Source organism: Microbacterium umsixpiens (genome assembly GCF_053543675.1).
This window is the reverse complement of the sequence record NZ_JBLVOH010000117.1, coordinates 4,434-17,143: the sequence shown is the minus strand read 5'-3', so window position 1 is coordinate 17,143 and position 12,710 is coordinate 4,434. Positions and strand designations below refer to the sequence as shown.

17 protein-coding genes are annotated in these 12,710 nt (G+C 68.4%); 9 read left to right on the top strand and 8 right to left on the bottom strand.

Annotation, left to right across the window (positions count from 1 at the left end; translation table 11 throughout):
* The 6 genes from sdhC to ACNPM4_RS11840 form a co-directional block, all read left to right on the top strand.
* Window positions 1–363 (top strand): succinate dehydrogenase, cytochrome b556 subunit (sdhC, locus tag ACNPM4_RS11865; RefSeq protein WP_448985828.1); only part of this gene is annotated, 363 nt, incomplete at its 5' end.
* Window positions 363–809 carry a succinate dehydrogenase hydrophobic membrane anchor subunit gene (locus ACNPM4_RS11860; RefSeq protein WP_091030821.1) on the top strand — a complete coding sequence of 149 codons (447 nt, stop codon included), beginning with the start codon at window positions 363–365 and terminating at the stop codon, window positions 807–809. The genes sdhC and ACNPM4_RS11860, both read left to right, overlap by 1 nt.
* An 18-nt stretch (window positions 810–827) precedes the next feature.
* Entirely contained in the window at window positions 828–2,654 is a 1,827-nt protein-coding gene (gene sdhA / locus ACNPM4_RS11855) for a succinate dehydrogenase flavoprotein subunit (RefSeq protein WP_029262558.1), read from the top strand.
* 2 nt (window positions 2,655–2,656) lie between these two features.
* The gene (locus ACNPM4_RS11850; protein WP_105710885.1) at window positions 2,657–3,424 is read left to right on the top strand and encodes a succinate dehydrogenase iron-sulfur subunit; all 768 of its coding nucleotides are present in this window, start codon (window positions 2,657–2,659) and stop codon (window positions 3,422–3,424) included.
* Window positions 3,425–3,568: 144 nt separating this feature from the next.
* On the top strand, window positions 3,569–4,777 hold the full coding sequence (locus ACNPM4_RS11845) for a YihY/virulence factor BrkB family protein (protein WP_448985827.1): 1,209 nt from the start codon (window positions 3,569–3,571) through the stop codon (window positions 4,775–4,777).
* Between the two features lie 10 nt (window positions 4,778–4,787).
* The gene (locus ACNPM4_RS11840) at window positions 4,788–5,627 is read left to right on the top strand and encodes an exodeoxyribonuclease III (RefSeq protein ID WP_029262561.1); all 840 of its coding nucleotides are present in this window, start codon (window positions 4,788–4,790) and stop codon (window positions 5,625–5,627) included.
* Here ACNPM4_RS11840 and ACNPM4_RS11835 read toward each other — a convergent pair.
* Genes ACNPM4_RS11835 through ACNPM4_RS11825 form a run of 3 tightly spaced genes read right to left on the bottom strand, consistent with a single transcriptional unit; the run spans window position 5,615 to window position 7,601 of the window.
* Window positions 5,615–6,280 (bottom strand): DUF4166 domain-containing protein, encoded by a 666-nt coding sequence (locus ACNPM4_RS11835; RefSeq protein ID WP_448985826.1) that lies wholly within the window; start codon window positions 6,278–6,280, stop codon window positions 5,615–5,617. The two genes, ACNPM4_RS11840 and ACNPM4_RS11835, sit on opposite strands and share 13 nt — an antisense overlap.
* On the bottom strand, window positions 6,277–6,960 hold the full coding sequence (locus ACNPM4_RS11830) for a DUF4166 domain-containing protein (RefSeq protein WP_448985825.1): 684 nt from the start codon (window positions 6,958–6,960) through the stop codon (window positions 6,277–6,279). The genes ACNPM4_RS11835 and ACNPM4_RS11830 overlap by 4 nt, the downstream gene beginning before the upstream one ends.
* Window positions 6,957–7,601: an SRPBCC family protein gene (locus tag ACNPM4_RS11825; RefSeq protein WP_448985824.1), complete on the bottom strand. Its 645-nt coding sequence runs from the start codon at window positions 7,599–7,601 to the stop codon at window positions 6,957–6,959. The genes ACNPM4_RS11830 and ACNPM4_RS11825 overlap by 4 nt, the downstream gene beginning before the upstream one ends.
* A gap of 45 nt (window positions 7,602–7,646) precedes the next feature.
* Between ACNPM4_RS11825 and trpS the strand changes: the two genes are divergently transcribed.
* Complete coding sequence (trpS, locus tag ACNPM4_RS11820) at window positions 7,647–8,651, top strand: tryptophan--tRNA ligase (RefSeq protein WP_081859884.1); 1,005 nt, start codon at window positions 7,647–7,649, stop codon at window positions 8,649–8,651.
* Between the two features lie 22 nt (window positions 8,652–8,673).
* On the top strand, window positions 8,674–9,255 hold the full coding sequence (locus ACNPM4_RS11815) for a hypothetical protein (RefSeq protein WP_051662343.1): 582 nt from the start codon (window positions 8,674–8,676) through the stop codon (window positions 9,253–9,255).
* A gap of 36 nt (window positions 9,256–9,291) precedes the next feature.
* Here the strand turns inward: ACNPM4_RS11815 and pth are convergent, their stop codons facing one another.
* Both pth and ACNPM4_RS11805 read right to left on the bottom strand, forming a co-directional pair.
* Window positions 9,292–9,873, bottom strand: coding sequence for an aminoacyl-tRNA hydrolase (gene pth, locus ACNPM4_RS11810; protein ID WP_029262567.1), 582 nt, complete (start codon window positions 9,871–9,873; stop codon window positions 9,292–9,294).
* 97 nt (window positions 9,874–9,970) lie between these two features.
* A complete protein-coding gene (locus ACNPM4_RS11805; protein ID WP_029262568.1) occupies window positions 9,971–10,582 on the bottom strand; it encodes a 50S ribosomal protein L25/general stress protein Ctc in 612 nt (203 codons plus the stop codon).
* A gap of 224 nt (window positions 10,583–10,806) precedes the next feature.
* Between ACNPM4_RS11805 and ACNPM4_RS11800 the strand changes: the two genes are divergently transcribed.
* Window positions 10,807–10,932, top strand: coding sequence for a hypothetical protein (locus tag ACNPM4_RS11800; protein WP_258134167.1), 126 nt, complete (start codon window positions 10,807–10,809; stop codon window positions 10,930–10,932).
* Window positions 10,933–10,955: 23 nt separating this feature from the next.
* Here the strand turns inward: ACNPM4_RS11800 and ACNPM4_RS11795 are convergent, their stop codons facing one another.
* From ACNPM4_RS11795 to ACNPM4_RS11785, 3 genes are all read right to left on the bottom strand, one after another.
* Window positions 10,956–11,453, bottom strand: coding sequence for a gluconokinase (locus ACNPM4_RS11795; protein WP_372466426.1), 498 nt, complete (start codon window positions 11,451–11,453; stop codon window positions 10,956–10,958).
* Window positions 11,450–12,490, bottom strand: coding sequence for an alcohol dehydrogenase catalytic domain-containing protein (locus ACNPM4_RS11790; RefSeq protein ID WP_262002584.1), 1,041 nt, complete (start codon window positions 12,488–12,490; stop codon window positions 11,450–11,452). The genes ACNPM4_RS11795 and ACNPM4_RS11790 overlap by 4 nt, the downstream gene beginning before the upstream one ends.
* A gap of 13 nt (window positions 12,491–12,503) precedes the next feature.
* Window positions 12,504–12,710: fumarylacetoacetate hydrolase family protein (locus tag ACNPM4_RS11785; protein ID WP_448985823.1), on the bottom strand; the 207-nt coding region annotated here is incomplete at its 5' end.

The following is a 12,710-nucleotide window of genomic DNA, read 5'->3' as shown; positions in this document are numbered from 1 at the left end:
CGGGGCCGCGAAGGCATGTGGTCGTGGGTGCTTCACCGCATCACCGGAGTCGCCATCTTCTTCTTCCTGTTGGTGCACGTGCTCGACACGGCACTGATCAGGGTCTCGCCGGAGGCGTACAACGCCGTGATCGGCACGTACAAGAACCCCATCATGGCGTTCGGCGAGGTCGTGCTCGTGGCCGGCATCGTGTTCCACGCGATGAACGGACTGCGAATCATCGCCGTCGACTTCTGGTCGAAGGGCGCCAAGTACCAGCGTCAGCTCTTCTGGGGCGTGCTGCTGGTCTGGGGCATCATCATGGCCGGCTTCGTGCCCCGCCACCTGATGCTCGCGTTCGCCGGATTCGGAGGGGGACACTGATGACCGCGCAGACCATCGCAGCCCCGGCTCGCCGCCGGCGCGGAGTCAACCTCGAGAAGTGGGGCTGGGTCTTCATGCGCGCCTCGGGCGTCGTGCTCGTCGTGCTGATCTTCGGCCACCTCTTCGTCAACCTCATGGTCGGCGAGGGCATCCACGCCCTCGACTTCGCATTCATCGCCGGCAAGTTCGCCACGCCGTTCTGGCAGTGGTGGGACGTGCTGATGCTGTGGCTCGCACTGATCCACGGCGCCAACGGCATGCGCACGATCGTGAACGACTACGTCACGAACACCACCGCCCGGAAGGCCCTCACCTGGGCCCTCGGGCTCGCCGCCGGCCTGCTCATCATCCTGGGCACGCTCGTCGTCTTCACGTTCGACCCGTGCCTGGGTGCGACCGAGGACAGCGTCCTGTGGAGCGAATGCGCCGCACTGGTCGGGAACTGAGAAGAAGGCTAAGAAGAAGTGACTACCGAGACGCAGGATTCCGTCGTCCGTGACGGCGTGCACTACCACCAGTTCGACATCGTGATCGTTGGTGCCGGTGGCGCCGGGATGCGGGCGGCCATCGAGGCCGGCCCCGGGGCGAAGACCGCCGTGATCTCCAAGCTGTACCCCACGCGCTCGCACACCGGTGCGGCGCAGGGCGGCATGGCGGCAGCCCTCGCGAACGTCGAGGAGGACTCCTGGGAGTGGCACACCTTCGACACCGTCAAGGGCGGCGACTACCTCGTCGACCAGGACGCGGCGGAGATCCTCGCGAAGGAGGCCATCGAGGCGGTCATCGACCTCGAGAACATGGGCCTCCCCTTCAACCGCACGCCCGAGGGCAAGATCGACCAGCGCCGTTTCGGCGGGCACACCGCAGAGCACGGCAAGACCCCGGTCCGCCGCGCCTGCTACGCCGCAGACCGCACCGGCCACATGATCCTGCAGACGCTCTTCCAGAACTGCGTCAAGCTCGGCATCAACTTCTTCAACGAGTTCTACGTGCTCGACCTGCTGACGGTGAAGGACGCCGACGGCAAGACCCAGGTCTCGGGCGTCGTCGCGTACGACCTCTCGACCGGCGAGCTGCACGTGTTCCAGGCCAAGGCCGTGATCTTCGCGACCGGCGGCTTCGGCAAGATCTTCAAGACGACCTCCAACGCGCACACCCTCACGGGCGACGGCGTCGGCATCGTCTGGCGCAAGGGCCTCCCCCTCGAGGACCTGGAGTTCTTCCAGTTCCACCCGACCGGGCTCGCCGGCCTCGGCATCCTCCTCACCGAGGGCGCACGAGGAGAGGGCGCGATCCTGCGCAACGCCTCGGGCGAGCGATTCATGGAGCGCTACGCCCCGACGATCAAGGACCTCGCTCCGCGTGACATCGTCGCCCGCTGCATGGTGCAGGAGGTCGCGGAAGGCCGCGGCGCCGGCCCGCACAAGGACTACGTGCTGCTGGATTGCACGCACCTGGGAGCCGAGGTCCTCGAGACCAAGCTGCCCGACATCACGGAGTTCGCCCGCACGTACCTGGGCGTGGACCCGGTCGTCGAGCCGGTGCCGGTGATGCCGACGGCGCACTACGCCATGGGCGGCATCCCGACCAACAACAACGGCGAGGTCCTGGCCGACAACGACACGATCGTCCCCGGCCTGTACGCCGCCGGCGAGTGTGCCTGCGTCTCGGTGCACGGTGCCAACCGTCTCGGCACCAACTCCCTGCTCGACATCAACGTGTTCGGCAAGCGCAGCGGCCGCAACGCCGTGGAGTACGTCAAGACGGCCGAGTTCGTGCCCCTCCCCGAGAACCCCGCCGGCTTCGTCTCCGGCATGCTCGAGGACCTGCGCAACAACCAGGGCACCGAACGCATCGCCGTGCTGCGCAAGACGCTGCAGGACGAGATGGACAAGGGCGCGCAGGTGTTCCGCACGCACGACTCGCTGCAGCACGTGCTGGGCGTGATCGCCGAGCTGCGTGAGCGCTACAAGAACGTGCACGTCGACGACAAGGGCAAGCGGTTCAACACCGACCTCCTCGAGGCCGTCGAGCTGGGCTTCCTTCTCGACATCGCCGAGGTCGTGGTCTACGCCGCGCAGAACCGCGAGGAGAGCCGCGGCGGCCACATGCGCGACGACTTCCCGACGCGCGACGACGAGAAGTACATGAAGCACACCATGGCCTACCTCACCGGTGACCCGCACTCGTCGACCCCGAGCGACCACATCAAGCTCGACTGGAAGCCCGTCGTCTTCACCAAGAACGATCAGGGCGAATTGAACTACCCGCCGATGGAGAGGAAGTACTGAGCATGTCGAACGCCATCGCCGAAGCACCCGCGGACACGACCGCAGAGACCGGCATCCAGTCCTTCATCGTCACGTTCAACATCCGCCGGTTCGACCCCGAGGTCGATGCCGAGCCGCACTGGGTCGACTACGACGTGGAGCTGTACTCCACCGATCGTGTCCTCGACGCGCTGCACAAGATCAAGTGGGAGGTCGACGGCTCGCTGACCTTCCGCCGCTCCTGCGCGCACGGCATCTGCGGCTCCGATGCCATGCGTATCAACGGCCGGAACCGCCTGGCCTGCAAGACGCTGATCAAGGACCTCGACATCTCGAAGCCGATCTACGTCGAGGCCATCAAGGGCCTGCCGCTGGAGAAGGACCTCGTCGTCGACATGGAGCCGTTCTTCGCCTCGTACCGCGAGGTGCAGCCGTTCCTCGTCGCCAGCTCCGTCCCGGAGAAGGGCAAGGAGCGCGTCCAGACGATCGCCGACCGCGAGATCTTCGACGACACCACCAAGTGCATCCTGTGCGCCGCGTGCACCTCGTCCTGCCCCGTGTTCTGGACCGACGGCCAGTACTTCGGCCCTGCCGCGATCGTGAACGCGCACCGCTTCATCTTCGACTCCCGCGACGACAACGCGGCCGTGCGTCTGGACATCCTCAACGACAAGGAAGGCGTATGGCGCTGCCGCACGACCTTCAACTGCTCCGAGGCCTGCCCGCGCGGCATCGAGGTCACCAAGGCCATCGCCGAGGTCAAGCAGGCAGTTCTTCGCGGCCGTCCCTGACGCGCCCCGCAGGCCATCATCCGAGAACAGGCGGTTCCCTTCCGGGGCCGCCTGTTCTCGTGTCTCCGCCTGTTCACGCGTCTCCGGCTGTTCTCACGTCCCCGGCTGCTCTCGCATCGCGCGGCCCTTGGATAGGGTGGGGACGTGTCTGAACCCGATGGCTCCGCGGCCGAGCCCGGTCGCCTCGATGCGGCCGTCGAGCGCGCGACCGCACTCACGCAGCGCACTCTCGGCCTGTTTCCCGTCCGCGTCTGGCGACACTTCCTGCAGCGCAACGGGTTCCTGCTCGCTGCGGGCGTGAGCTATCAGGCGCTCTTCGCGATCTTCGCGGCGATCTACCTCGCCTTCGCCATCGCCGGGCTCTGGCTCGGCGGCAGCGAGGAAGCCGTCAACGGTCTGATCGACATGATCAACAGGTACATCCCCAACCTGATCCTCCCCGAGGGTGGCGTCTTCACGCCGGAACAGGTGCGGGACGTCGCCGCGAGCACCGCCAACGTCCTGGGTATCACCGGCCTGATCGCCCTCGGAACCGTCATCTGGACGGCCATCGGCTGGGTGACGTTCTCGCGGCGAGCGACCAGGGACATCTTCGGCCTTCCTCCGGACCGGCGCAGCTACGTCATCCTGAAGGCCCGGGACCTGCTCGCCGCACTGATCTTCGGCGTCTCGTTGATCGTCGGCTCCCTCCTCAGCTCCGCCAGCGCCGCCGTGTTGAGCTGGCTCCTCAGTCTGCTGGGCTGGGATTCCGGCTCGGACGGGCTGAACCTCGGCATCCGCATCGCGACCGTCATCGTGTCGTTCGCCATCATGTCGACGGCGCTGGCCGCCATGGTCCGCTTCCTCACGGGGACGTCCCTGCAGTGGCGGACCATCTGGCCCGGTGCCTTTCTCGGCGGCGGCGCGATGACCGTTCTCCAGTACGGAGCCGGTTTCCTTTTGAGCTATACCCCGTCGAATCCGCTGCTCGCGACCTTCGCCATCTTCATCGGCCTCCTGCTGTGGTTCCGCGTCAACGGCGTCGTGATGCTGGTGGCCTCGTCGTGGATCGCGGTCGCCGCGCAGGACCGGGATCAGCCCCTGCTGGAGCAGACCGAGGCGGAGCGCCGCCTGATCGAGTACGAGACCCTGGTCACCGCGGCGCGGATCCGTATGCGGGAGGCTCGCGAGGCCCGCGACGCCGCCCCGTGGTTCCAGGCATGGACGGCGGGACGAGCGCTGCGCGCCGCGGAGAACGAGCTCGCGGCTCTCGAGGCGTCCCCTCCCCCGCCCGTGGATTCCCCCACACCCTTCGCGCAGCGACTCATCGCCGACCTGCACCGGCCGGATCGGGATGTCGGCGGCGCTCGTTAGGCTTGTGAGCATGCCTCATCTGCGTATCGCCACGGTCAATGTCAACGGAATCCGAGCCGCGGCTCGCAACGGGATGAGCAGCTGGCTCGACGAGGCCGGAATCGACATCCTCACGCTCCAGGAGGTGCGCGGGCAGGACGAGCACCTCGAAGCCGCGCTGCCCGGCTGGTCGTTCGTGCACGACGAGGCCACCGCCAAGGGTCGCGCGGGCGTCGCCATCGCGAGCCGTACGCCGGCCATCGCGTCGCGCACCGAGTTCGGTGCTGCGGACTTCGACTCGAAGGGCCGCTGGATCGAGGCTGACTACCTGCTCGGAGAACGCCCGCTCACCGTCGTGAGCGCGTACGTGCACTCCGGCGAGGCCGACACCCCGAAGCAAGACGAGAAGTGGAAGTTCCTCGACGCGTTCGGCACGCGGCTCGGCGAACTCGGCGCCGACGGTGCGCTCGCGCTCGTCACCGGAGACCTCAACGTCGGGCACCGTGAGCTCGACATCAAGAACTGGCGTGGCAACCGCAAGAAGGCCGGATTCCTGCCCCGTGAGCGTGCCTACTTCGACCGCTTCCTCGGCGAGTCGGGCGCAGAGATCACCGCCGTCGACGGCACGATCGGCACGGGCCTCGGGTGGGTCGACGTCGGCCGCCGCTTCCACGGCGAGATCGACGGGCCGTACACATGGTGGTCGATGCGCGGTCAGGCATTCGACAACGACTCGGGGTGGCGCATCGACTACCACCTCGCCACGCCGGCACTCGCCGAGCGCGTCGCGACCTATCACGTCGCCCGCGCGGCGGCCTACGACCAGCGCTGGAGCGATCACGCTCCGGTCGTCGTCGACTACTCGTACTGACCCGATCCGGGGGCGGCCTCGGCGTCGCGGTCGGTGCGCTCCGCATGACGGTACCAACCGCGGTACTCGAGGACTGTTCCGAGCACGGGGTTCGTGGCGCGCATCGCGATGGTGCGACGCTGCTCGGCGTCGTCCCAGCCGTCGACGAGGTCGACATCGAGGCGCAGGATGCCGCGAAGTGTGATCCGGTGTCTGCCGCCCCGCAGGGCCACCGCGCGGGAGCGCATCCGCAGGGACCCCTCCGACGTGACGGAGCATTCTTCGAGCATCTCCACGCGTCCGCGCACGCCCAGTACGTTGTGGAGGATCCCGGGGCGCTCGGTCACCGTGAGGCGATCGGAGATGTGCTGGATCGCCCCGGGAAACCGGAACTCCCGCCGGGCGGCGAGGGTCGCCCGGCCCGATCTCGATCGGCCGGCCACCGTGTCGATCCGGAACGGGACATCGCGGGCGAAACGTGTGACGAGCAGTCCGGGGCCCACCATCGGGTACCCCAGAGCGGTCAGCCGCCCGAACCGGCTGCCGGCGACCGAGAACACGCCGGCCGCGCTGTCGCTCTCGGCCTCCACCCGCATCTGCGCGAGGATCTCCGGGTGCAGCCGCTCCGCGTCGTCGCCGAGCGCGGCGAGGAAGACGGCGCCCCTGGCCGTCATTCGCGAAGCTCCTCACGATAGGGCTTGACGGTCGCAGGCGCCGGCCCGTCGACGAACTCGCACGTGAACGCGCCGCGGTAGCCGAACAGGAATCCGAGGATGTCGTTGTGGATCTCGAGATCGATCAGGAACCGCTTCTGCTCATCGTCGTATCTCTCCCGCAGCCGCGCCCGCCCGCTGAACAGCATCGGGAATCGGAAGGCGAGAGGCCCCTCGTAGAACCGCTGCTCGCCGGAGGTCAGCTGCAGAGCACCGTCGTCGGTGACGGCCAGGTCGAGGTCGACCGCCAGGTGCTGATGCGTGCCCAGATAGTCGACCACTCCACGGCGGGCGTCGCTGTAGATCATGGTGGCGTCGAAGCGTCGGCGACGACCGGGGCGCACTTTCATCGTCCGGACGAACGTCACGGTCTCACGGCCGAAATCATCGAGGTACGCATGGTTGTCTATCCGGAACGGGACATCGCGTCCGCGCTCCGGGAAGAGGATGTTCCGGAACGTCCCGATCAGCAGGAAGGGCAGCGTCCACCAGGGGCCACGACGCACCTCCGTCATCGTGCCGCGTCCGATGCAGCCGTACCCGGCCTCGACGCCGACCCCGAAGCGACGCTGGAGCTGCGGGTGGAGCCGGGCGAAATCGTCTCCGAGCGCGCGCTCGAAGATACCGGTCGACATCGTCATGCGATCTCCTCGAGCGATCTCGGTGCGTCGTCCATGATCGTGCGCCCGGTGCGGCGGGCAGGTCGCGATCGACAGTTCCGCGCACGGGGCCGATATCCGCGGCGCAGCGACCGCCATCCGCTGGCTTGCTCCGGGGAGGTCCCCTCTTCCGCCCACATCCGCAGGCGGTCGAAACTCCGCGCGGTCAGCCACCACACGAACGGGCGGATGAGGAGCGGGTCGCACAGGCGCCCGAGCCATCCCCATCCCGGGACGTAGTCGTAGCCGGTCAGGAATCGCACGCCCTCCGGCGTCGGGATGTATCGCCAGTATCCGCGGCCGGCACCCAGCGGCGACAGGGCGTCCGCCGTGTCGAACAGCAGCGCCGAGGTCCGCTCGCCCGCAGGTCCCTCGCGGGTGGCGAGGGAGACTCCCGTGCCGCGGATCGTGTGCACCCCGAGGTCGAGCTCGTATCGGAACTCCCGTGCGCCGTCCGATCGCGTGCGCTGCGGAACGATGTCGCTGAATCGCGCATCCCAGCGCACGTGAGAGGCGGGATCCTGCGTCAGCCGCCAGACCTCCTCCAGCGGTGCGCGGATGAGGACCTCGACGTAGAGGGCTTCGTCCCCTCGTCTGCGGCGGAGAGGGGAATCGGGCGTCATGCGCCCATCGTATGGGCCCCGCACACACCCCATAGGATTGAGGGTGTGACGAAACCGCGCCTTTACTCCGGAATGCAGCCCTCCGCCGACTCCCTCCAGATCGGCAACTACATCGGCGCGCTCCTCCAGTGGCGAGACCTGCAGAGCTCCTACGATGCCTACTTCTCGGTCGTCGACCTGCACGCGCTCACCGTCGCACAGGACCCGGCAGAACTCCGTGAGAAGACACGTCGCACCGCCGCGCAGTACATCGCCGCGGGCATCGAGCCGTCGCTGTCGACCCTGTACGTGCAGTCCCATGTGCGCGCGCACGCCGAGCTCGCCTGGATCCTCAGCACGATCACCGGTTTCGGCGAAGCCGGCCGCATGACGCAGTTCAAGGACAAGTCGACGCGGTACGGAGCCGATGCCACCAGCGTCGGCCTGTTCACGTATCCGGTCCTCATGGCCGCCGACATCCTGCTCTACCAGACCGATGTGGTGCCGGTGGGCGACGACCAGAAGCAGCACGTCGAGCTCACCCGTGATCTCGCCGAACGCTTCAACTCCCGCTTCGGCGAGACCTTCACGGTGCCGATGCCGGTCATCCAGAAGGAGACCGCGCGCATCTACGACCTGCAGAACCCGACCGCCAAGATGTCGAAGTCGGCGGAGAGCGACGCGGGAGTCCTGTGGATGCTCGACGACCCGGCGAAGTCGGCGAAGAAGATCATGCGAGCGGTGACCGACAACGAGGGCTCCGTGCGCTTCGACCGGGAGAACAAGCCCGGTGTCTCGAACCTCCTCACGATCTACGCGGCCCTCAGCGGCCGCCAGGTCGCCGCGATCGAGGACGAGTACGCGGGTCGCGGCTACGGCGACTTCAAGAAGGGCCTCGCCGAGGTGGTCGTGAACGAGTTCGAGCCCGTGCGCGCGCGTGCACTCGAACTGCTCGACGATCCTGCAGAGCTCGACCGCATCCTGGCCGAGAACGCCGGCCGCGCGGACGCCGTCGCCGATGCGACCCTCTCGAACGTGTACGACCGCGTGGGGCTCCTCCGGCGCGTCTGAGCCGCGCCCTAGGATGGGGGACGTGACTGATCCACAGCTGCCTCCCCCTTCCGGCGCCGAGCCCTTCGCGCCGCCGGCACCGCCCGCCGCACCGCCGTACGCAACGATTCCGAACGCTCCGGCTGCCGCGTATCCGGCAGCCCCTCCGGGCGCGTACCAGGTTCCCGTCGGCGGCTACGCCTCCCCGGCAGGCGCCTACACGGCCCCAGACACCACGGTCCGCCCGTCCGGCCTGTTCGGGACGATCGCGCTGATCCTCGCGCTCCTCGCCGCGGTCGTCACCCCCATCATCGCCGGCATCGCGGCCTTCGAGATCGGGCGCGTCCTCCCGCAGGGCGTGACGACGTCGACCACCGAAGACCTCAGCGTGCTCTCCCCTGCACGGGACCAGGTCCTCTGGGCCGAGCTCTCCTTCTGGATCGGCACGGTCCTCGGGATCGCCGCGATCGTGCTCGGCATCATCGCCATCGCCAAGCGCAGGGGCCGTGGCGCCGGTATCGCAGCCGTCGTCGTCGCCGTGCTCGGCGCGGTCATCTTCTTCACCGTGCTGGTCGCCGCGCTCGCGGCCGGAAGCGCCGCAGGCTTCGCGACCTACACGTCCTGACGACGCTCTCGGAGCAGCGGGAGCGCCACCGCGGCGTCAGCGCGGTGCGTGGTGCTTCTGCTGCGCCGCGAGAAGTCCTTCACCGACGAGGAGCTCTACCGCATCGGCGGCATCATCGACGAGGATCGGCAGGTTCGGCCGTTCCTCTTTGCCGAAGGGTGAGAGCACCCAGTCAGCGGGATCCTGGCGGCCGACAGGTCGACCGATCCCCACGCGCACACGGGGGAACTCCGCTGTTCCGAGCGCCCGAGCGACGTCCCGCACCCCGTTGTGGCCGCCGTGCCCCCCGCCGATCTTGAGCTTGACCGTGTCGAAGGGGATGTCGAGTTCGTCGTGCACGACGACGACCTGCTCTGCGGGCACCGAGTAGAAGCGCGCCAATGCCGCGACCGGGGTGCCCGAGACGTTCATGAAGGTGTTCGGCTTGGCCAGGACGAGCTTGTCCGAGCCAGGACGCAGCCACGTCTCGACGACGCGCGCTCCCCCCTTGTGCTCCCGGAACGCCTCGCTGCGTCGCGAGGCCAGCTCATCGACCACCATCTGACCGATGTTGTGCCGGGTGGTCTCATATCGCGGGCCCGGGTTGCCGAGTCCCACCACGAGCCAGGTCGATGCCATGTCGTCGTCCTCTCCCCGCCCGGTGCGAGCCCCGGTCAGGATACGACAGAGGGGACGCGATCGGATCGCGTCCCCTCTGTGATGAATCAGTCGGAGATCACTCCGCGGCAGCCTCTTCGGCAGCCTCGGCGGCCTCGGTGCTCTCGCCCTCGGCGTCATCCTCGGTGGGTGCGGCCGGGACGGAGATCGCGACGACGAGGACCTCGGGGTCGGAGAGCAGCGTGGAGCCCTTGGGGAGCTTCACGTCGGCGCCGGTGATGTGCGCGCCCTCTTCCAGGCCCTCGACCGAGACCTCGATGTTCTGCGGGATGTGCGTGGCCTCGGCCTCGATCGAGAGCGTGGTCGCGTCGAGGTTCACGATGGTGCCGGAAGCCGACTCACCGGTGACGATGATCGGCACGTCGATCGCGACCTTCTCGCCCTTCTTCACGACGAGCAGGTCGATGTGCTCGATGATCTGGTGTACCGGGTCGCGCTGGACATCCTTGACGAGGGCGAGCTGGCCCTTGCCCTCGATGTCGAGCTCGAGCAGCGCGTTCGCGCGGCGGATGATGAGCGAGACCTGGTGGCCCGGCAGCGCGACGTGCACCGGTTCGGTGCCGTGGCCGTAGATGACGGCGGGGATCTTGCCGGCGGCGCGGAGGCGGCGGGCGAAGCCCTTGCCGAAGCTCTCGCGGAGCTCGGCCTGGACCTTGGTGTCTTCAGACATGGGGTTCTCCTTCGGGGCACGCAGCGAAAGCGCCGCGCGGTGGTCTTGGAATTGTCGAACTCGCTGACGCAGGAGGAAAGCCACCGGGCTTGCTTCGCCGCGTCGATAACGGATGAACGCGCACGCGCAGAAGCATCCCTCGCCGAGGTACAGCCTCAATGGTACCGGATGACCCGATAGGCTGAGGACACCCGGTCCTTTTCTGCAGAACACGGAGAACCCCCATGCTCGACGGCGCCTTCCTCTCGCACGCAATCCTCTGGCTGATCGGCGCCATGACCGTGTGCGCGGCCGTCACGTCGTTCATCGCACTGTTCGCCATGGGCCGCTCGAGCTACCGCAAGGACTGATCGCGGCTCAGACCGCGGCGGTTTCAGAGAGCCGACGCCTGCACCGCTTCGCGGATGAGGCGAAGCTCCTCATCCAGAGCGAGTGACGCGGACACGCGGACTCCGGCTTCGCCGTCCTGCAGCGACTCCAGGGTCTCCAGCTGGGAATCCAGCAGCGATGCGGGCATGAAGTGCTCTGCGCGCTGCGTCAGCCGCGCCTCCAGAGTGGCGCGATCCACCACCAGCTCCACGAAGAACGTGTCCGGCGACTCTTCGCGGATCGCATCCCGATAGCGACGACGCAGCGCGGAGCAGGCGATGACGATCCGGTCCTCGCCGTGGAGCGTCGCTCCGACCGTGCGAAGCCACGGCATCCGATCGGCGTCATCGAGCGGGATGCCGGCGGCCATCTTCTCGACGTTCGTCAGCGGATGCAGGTCATCGCCGTCGATGAAGCGCGCCCCCATGCTCTCCGCGAGCGCACTGCCGACAGTGGACTTGCCGCAGCCGCTGGGACCCATCACGACGATGCGCACACTCATATCTCCAGGCCGAAGTCGATGAGCACCTTGCAGGAGCTCGCGGGATCGGCCGCCAGCGCGAAGGCATCGTGAGCATCCTCCACCGGCAGCACCTCGCTGATGATACCGCGCACGTCGAGGCTGCCGTCGGCGAGGGCGGCGATGACGTCGTCGAACTCGTCACCGAAGCGGAACGAGCCACGGAGCGTCAGTTCACGGGTGATCGCCGTAGCCAGGGGTGCCGGAACATCTCCCCCGCGTTGCAGGCCGAGCAGCACGACGGTTCCGCCACGGATCGCCGCCGAGACCGCGGCCGAGAGACCGGGCACGGTGCCGCTGGACTCGACCACGACATCGGCGTGGAGCTCAGCGATCTCCGCCTCGGCCCTCGCATCGAGCGACCGGATGCCGCGCGCCTCGGCGATCTCGCGCGGACGCTGCTGCAGGTCGGTGACGGTGACGGACGCCGCCCCGCCGCGCTGGGCGACCGCGGCGACCAGCTGACCGATGGGCCCTGCGCCGATGACCACGACACGACGCCCGCGCACATCGCCGGCGCGCTGCAGGGCGTGCCAGGCGACCGCTGCGGGCTCGGCCAGCGCGGCGGTTCTCAGATCGAGTCCGGCGGGCAGGGGGTGCAGCATGCGCGTGGGCATCGCGACCCGTCGTGCGAACGCTCCCTGCGTGTGCGGCAGGTGCATCGCCGAGCCGAGGTACGTCGAAGCCGGGGCGAGATTCGGCTGATCCGACGGCCAGGGCGTGCGTCCGTCGCCGTGCGCGGTGAGGGGATGCACGGCGACAGCCGTTCCGACGACGGGACCCGACCCGTCCGCCGCCGCGACGGCCACGACGCCCGCGACCTCGTGCCCCAGGACCATCGGCTCGCGCAGCACGGAGGCCCCGGCTGCACCGTGCCGGAAGTAGTGCAGGTCGGAGCCGCAGATGCCCCCGTAGGCGACGTCGACGACCGCCTCGTCGGAGCGGGGCGCGGGAGCACCGATGTCTTCGATCCGCAGATCGTCGGCGGCGTGGGCCACCACGGCGAGATTGTCCACCATGTCTCCTCCTCGGTCAGACGAACGCCGTGACGAGCTCGACTCCGGCCACCCTGATCGTCACGCGCTGGCCGGGATGCACCGGCGCCTGCGAATGCGGGGCGCCGGTCATCACGACGTCGCCGGGCCCCAGCACGGACCACGCCGCGACATACGCGAGGCAGTCTCGGATCGGCATCGGCAGCTGCCGGCTCCCGGTCCGGGCGACGAGGAGCCCGTCGCC

What these genes read in the sequence shown, in the direction of transcription:
- ACNPM4_RS11860 (WP_091030821.1), top strand. Translation starts at nt 363, where the DNA reads ATGACCGCGCAGACCATCGCAGCCCCGGCTCGCCGCCGGCGCGGAGTC.
- ACNPM4_RS11830 (WP_448985825.1), bottom strand. Translation starts at nt 6,960, where the DNA reads ATGACGATGTCGACCGGTATCTTCGAGCGCGCGCTCGGAGACGATTTC.
- ACNPM4_RS11805 (WP_029262568.1), bottom strand. Translation starts at nt 10,582, where the DNA reads ATGTCTGAAGACACCAAGGTCCAGGCCGAGCTCCGCGAGAGCTTCGGC.
- ACNPM4_RS11795 (WP_372466426.1), bottom strand. Translation starts at nt 11,453, where the DNA reads ATGAGTGTGCGCATCGTCGTGATGGGTCCCAGCGGCTGCGGCAAGTCC.
- pth (WP_029262567.1), bottom strand. Translation starts at nt 9,873, where the DNA reads ATGGCATCGACCTGGCTCGTGGTGGGACTCGGCAACCCGGGCCCGCGA.
- ACNPM4_RS11850 (WP_105710885.1), top strand. Translation starts at nt 2,657, where the DNA reads ATGTCGAACGCCATCGCCGAAGCACCCGCGGACACGACCGCAGAGACC.
- ACNPM4_RS11835 (WP_448985826.1), bottom strand. Translation starts at nt 6,280, where the DNA reads ATGACGGCCAGGGGCGCCGTCTTCCTCGCCGCGCTCGGCGACGACGCG.
- ACNPM4_RS11825 (WP_448985824.1), bottom strand. Translation starts at nt 7,601, where the DNA reads ATGACGCCCGATTCCCCTCTCCGCCGCAGACGAGGGGACGAAGCCCTC.
- ACNPM4_RS11790 (WP_262002584.1), bottom strand. Translation starts at nt 12,490, where the DNA reads ATGGTGGACAATCTCGCCGTGGTGGCCCACGCCGCCGACGATCTGCGG.
- ACNPM4_RS11840 (WP_029262561.1), top strand. Translation starts at nt 4,788, where the DNA reads ATGCCTCATCTGCGTATCGCCACGGTCAATGTCAACGGAATCCGAGCC.
- ACNPM4_RS11800 (WP_258134167.1), top strand. Translation starts at nt 10,807, where the DNA reads ATGCTCGACGGCGCCTTCCTCTCGCACGCAATCCTCTGGCTGATCGGC.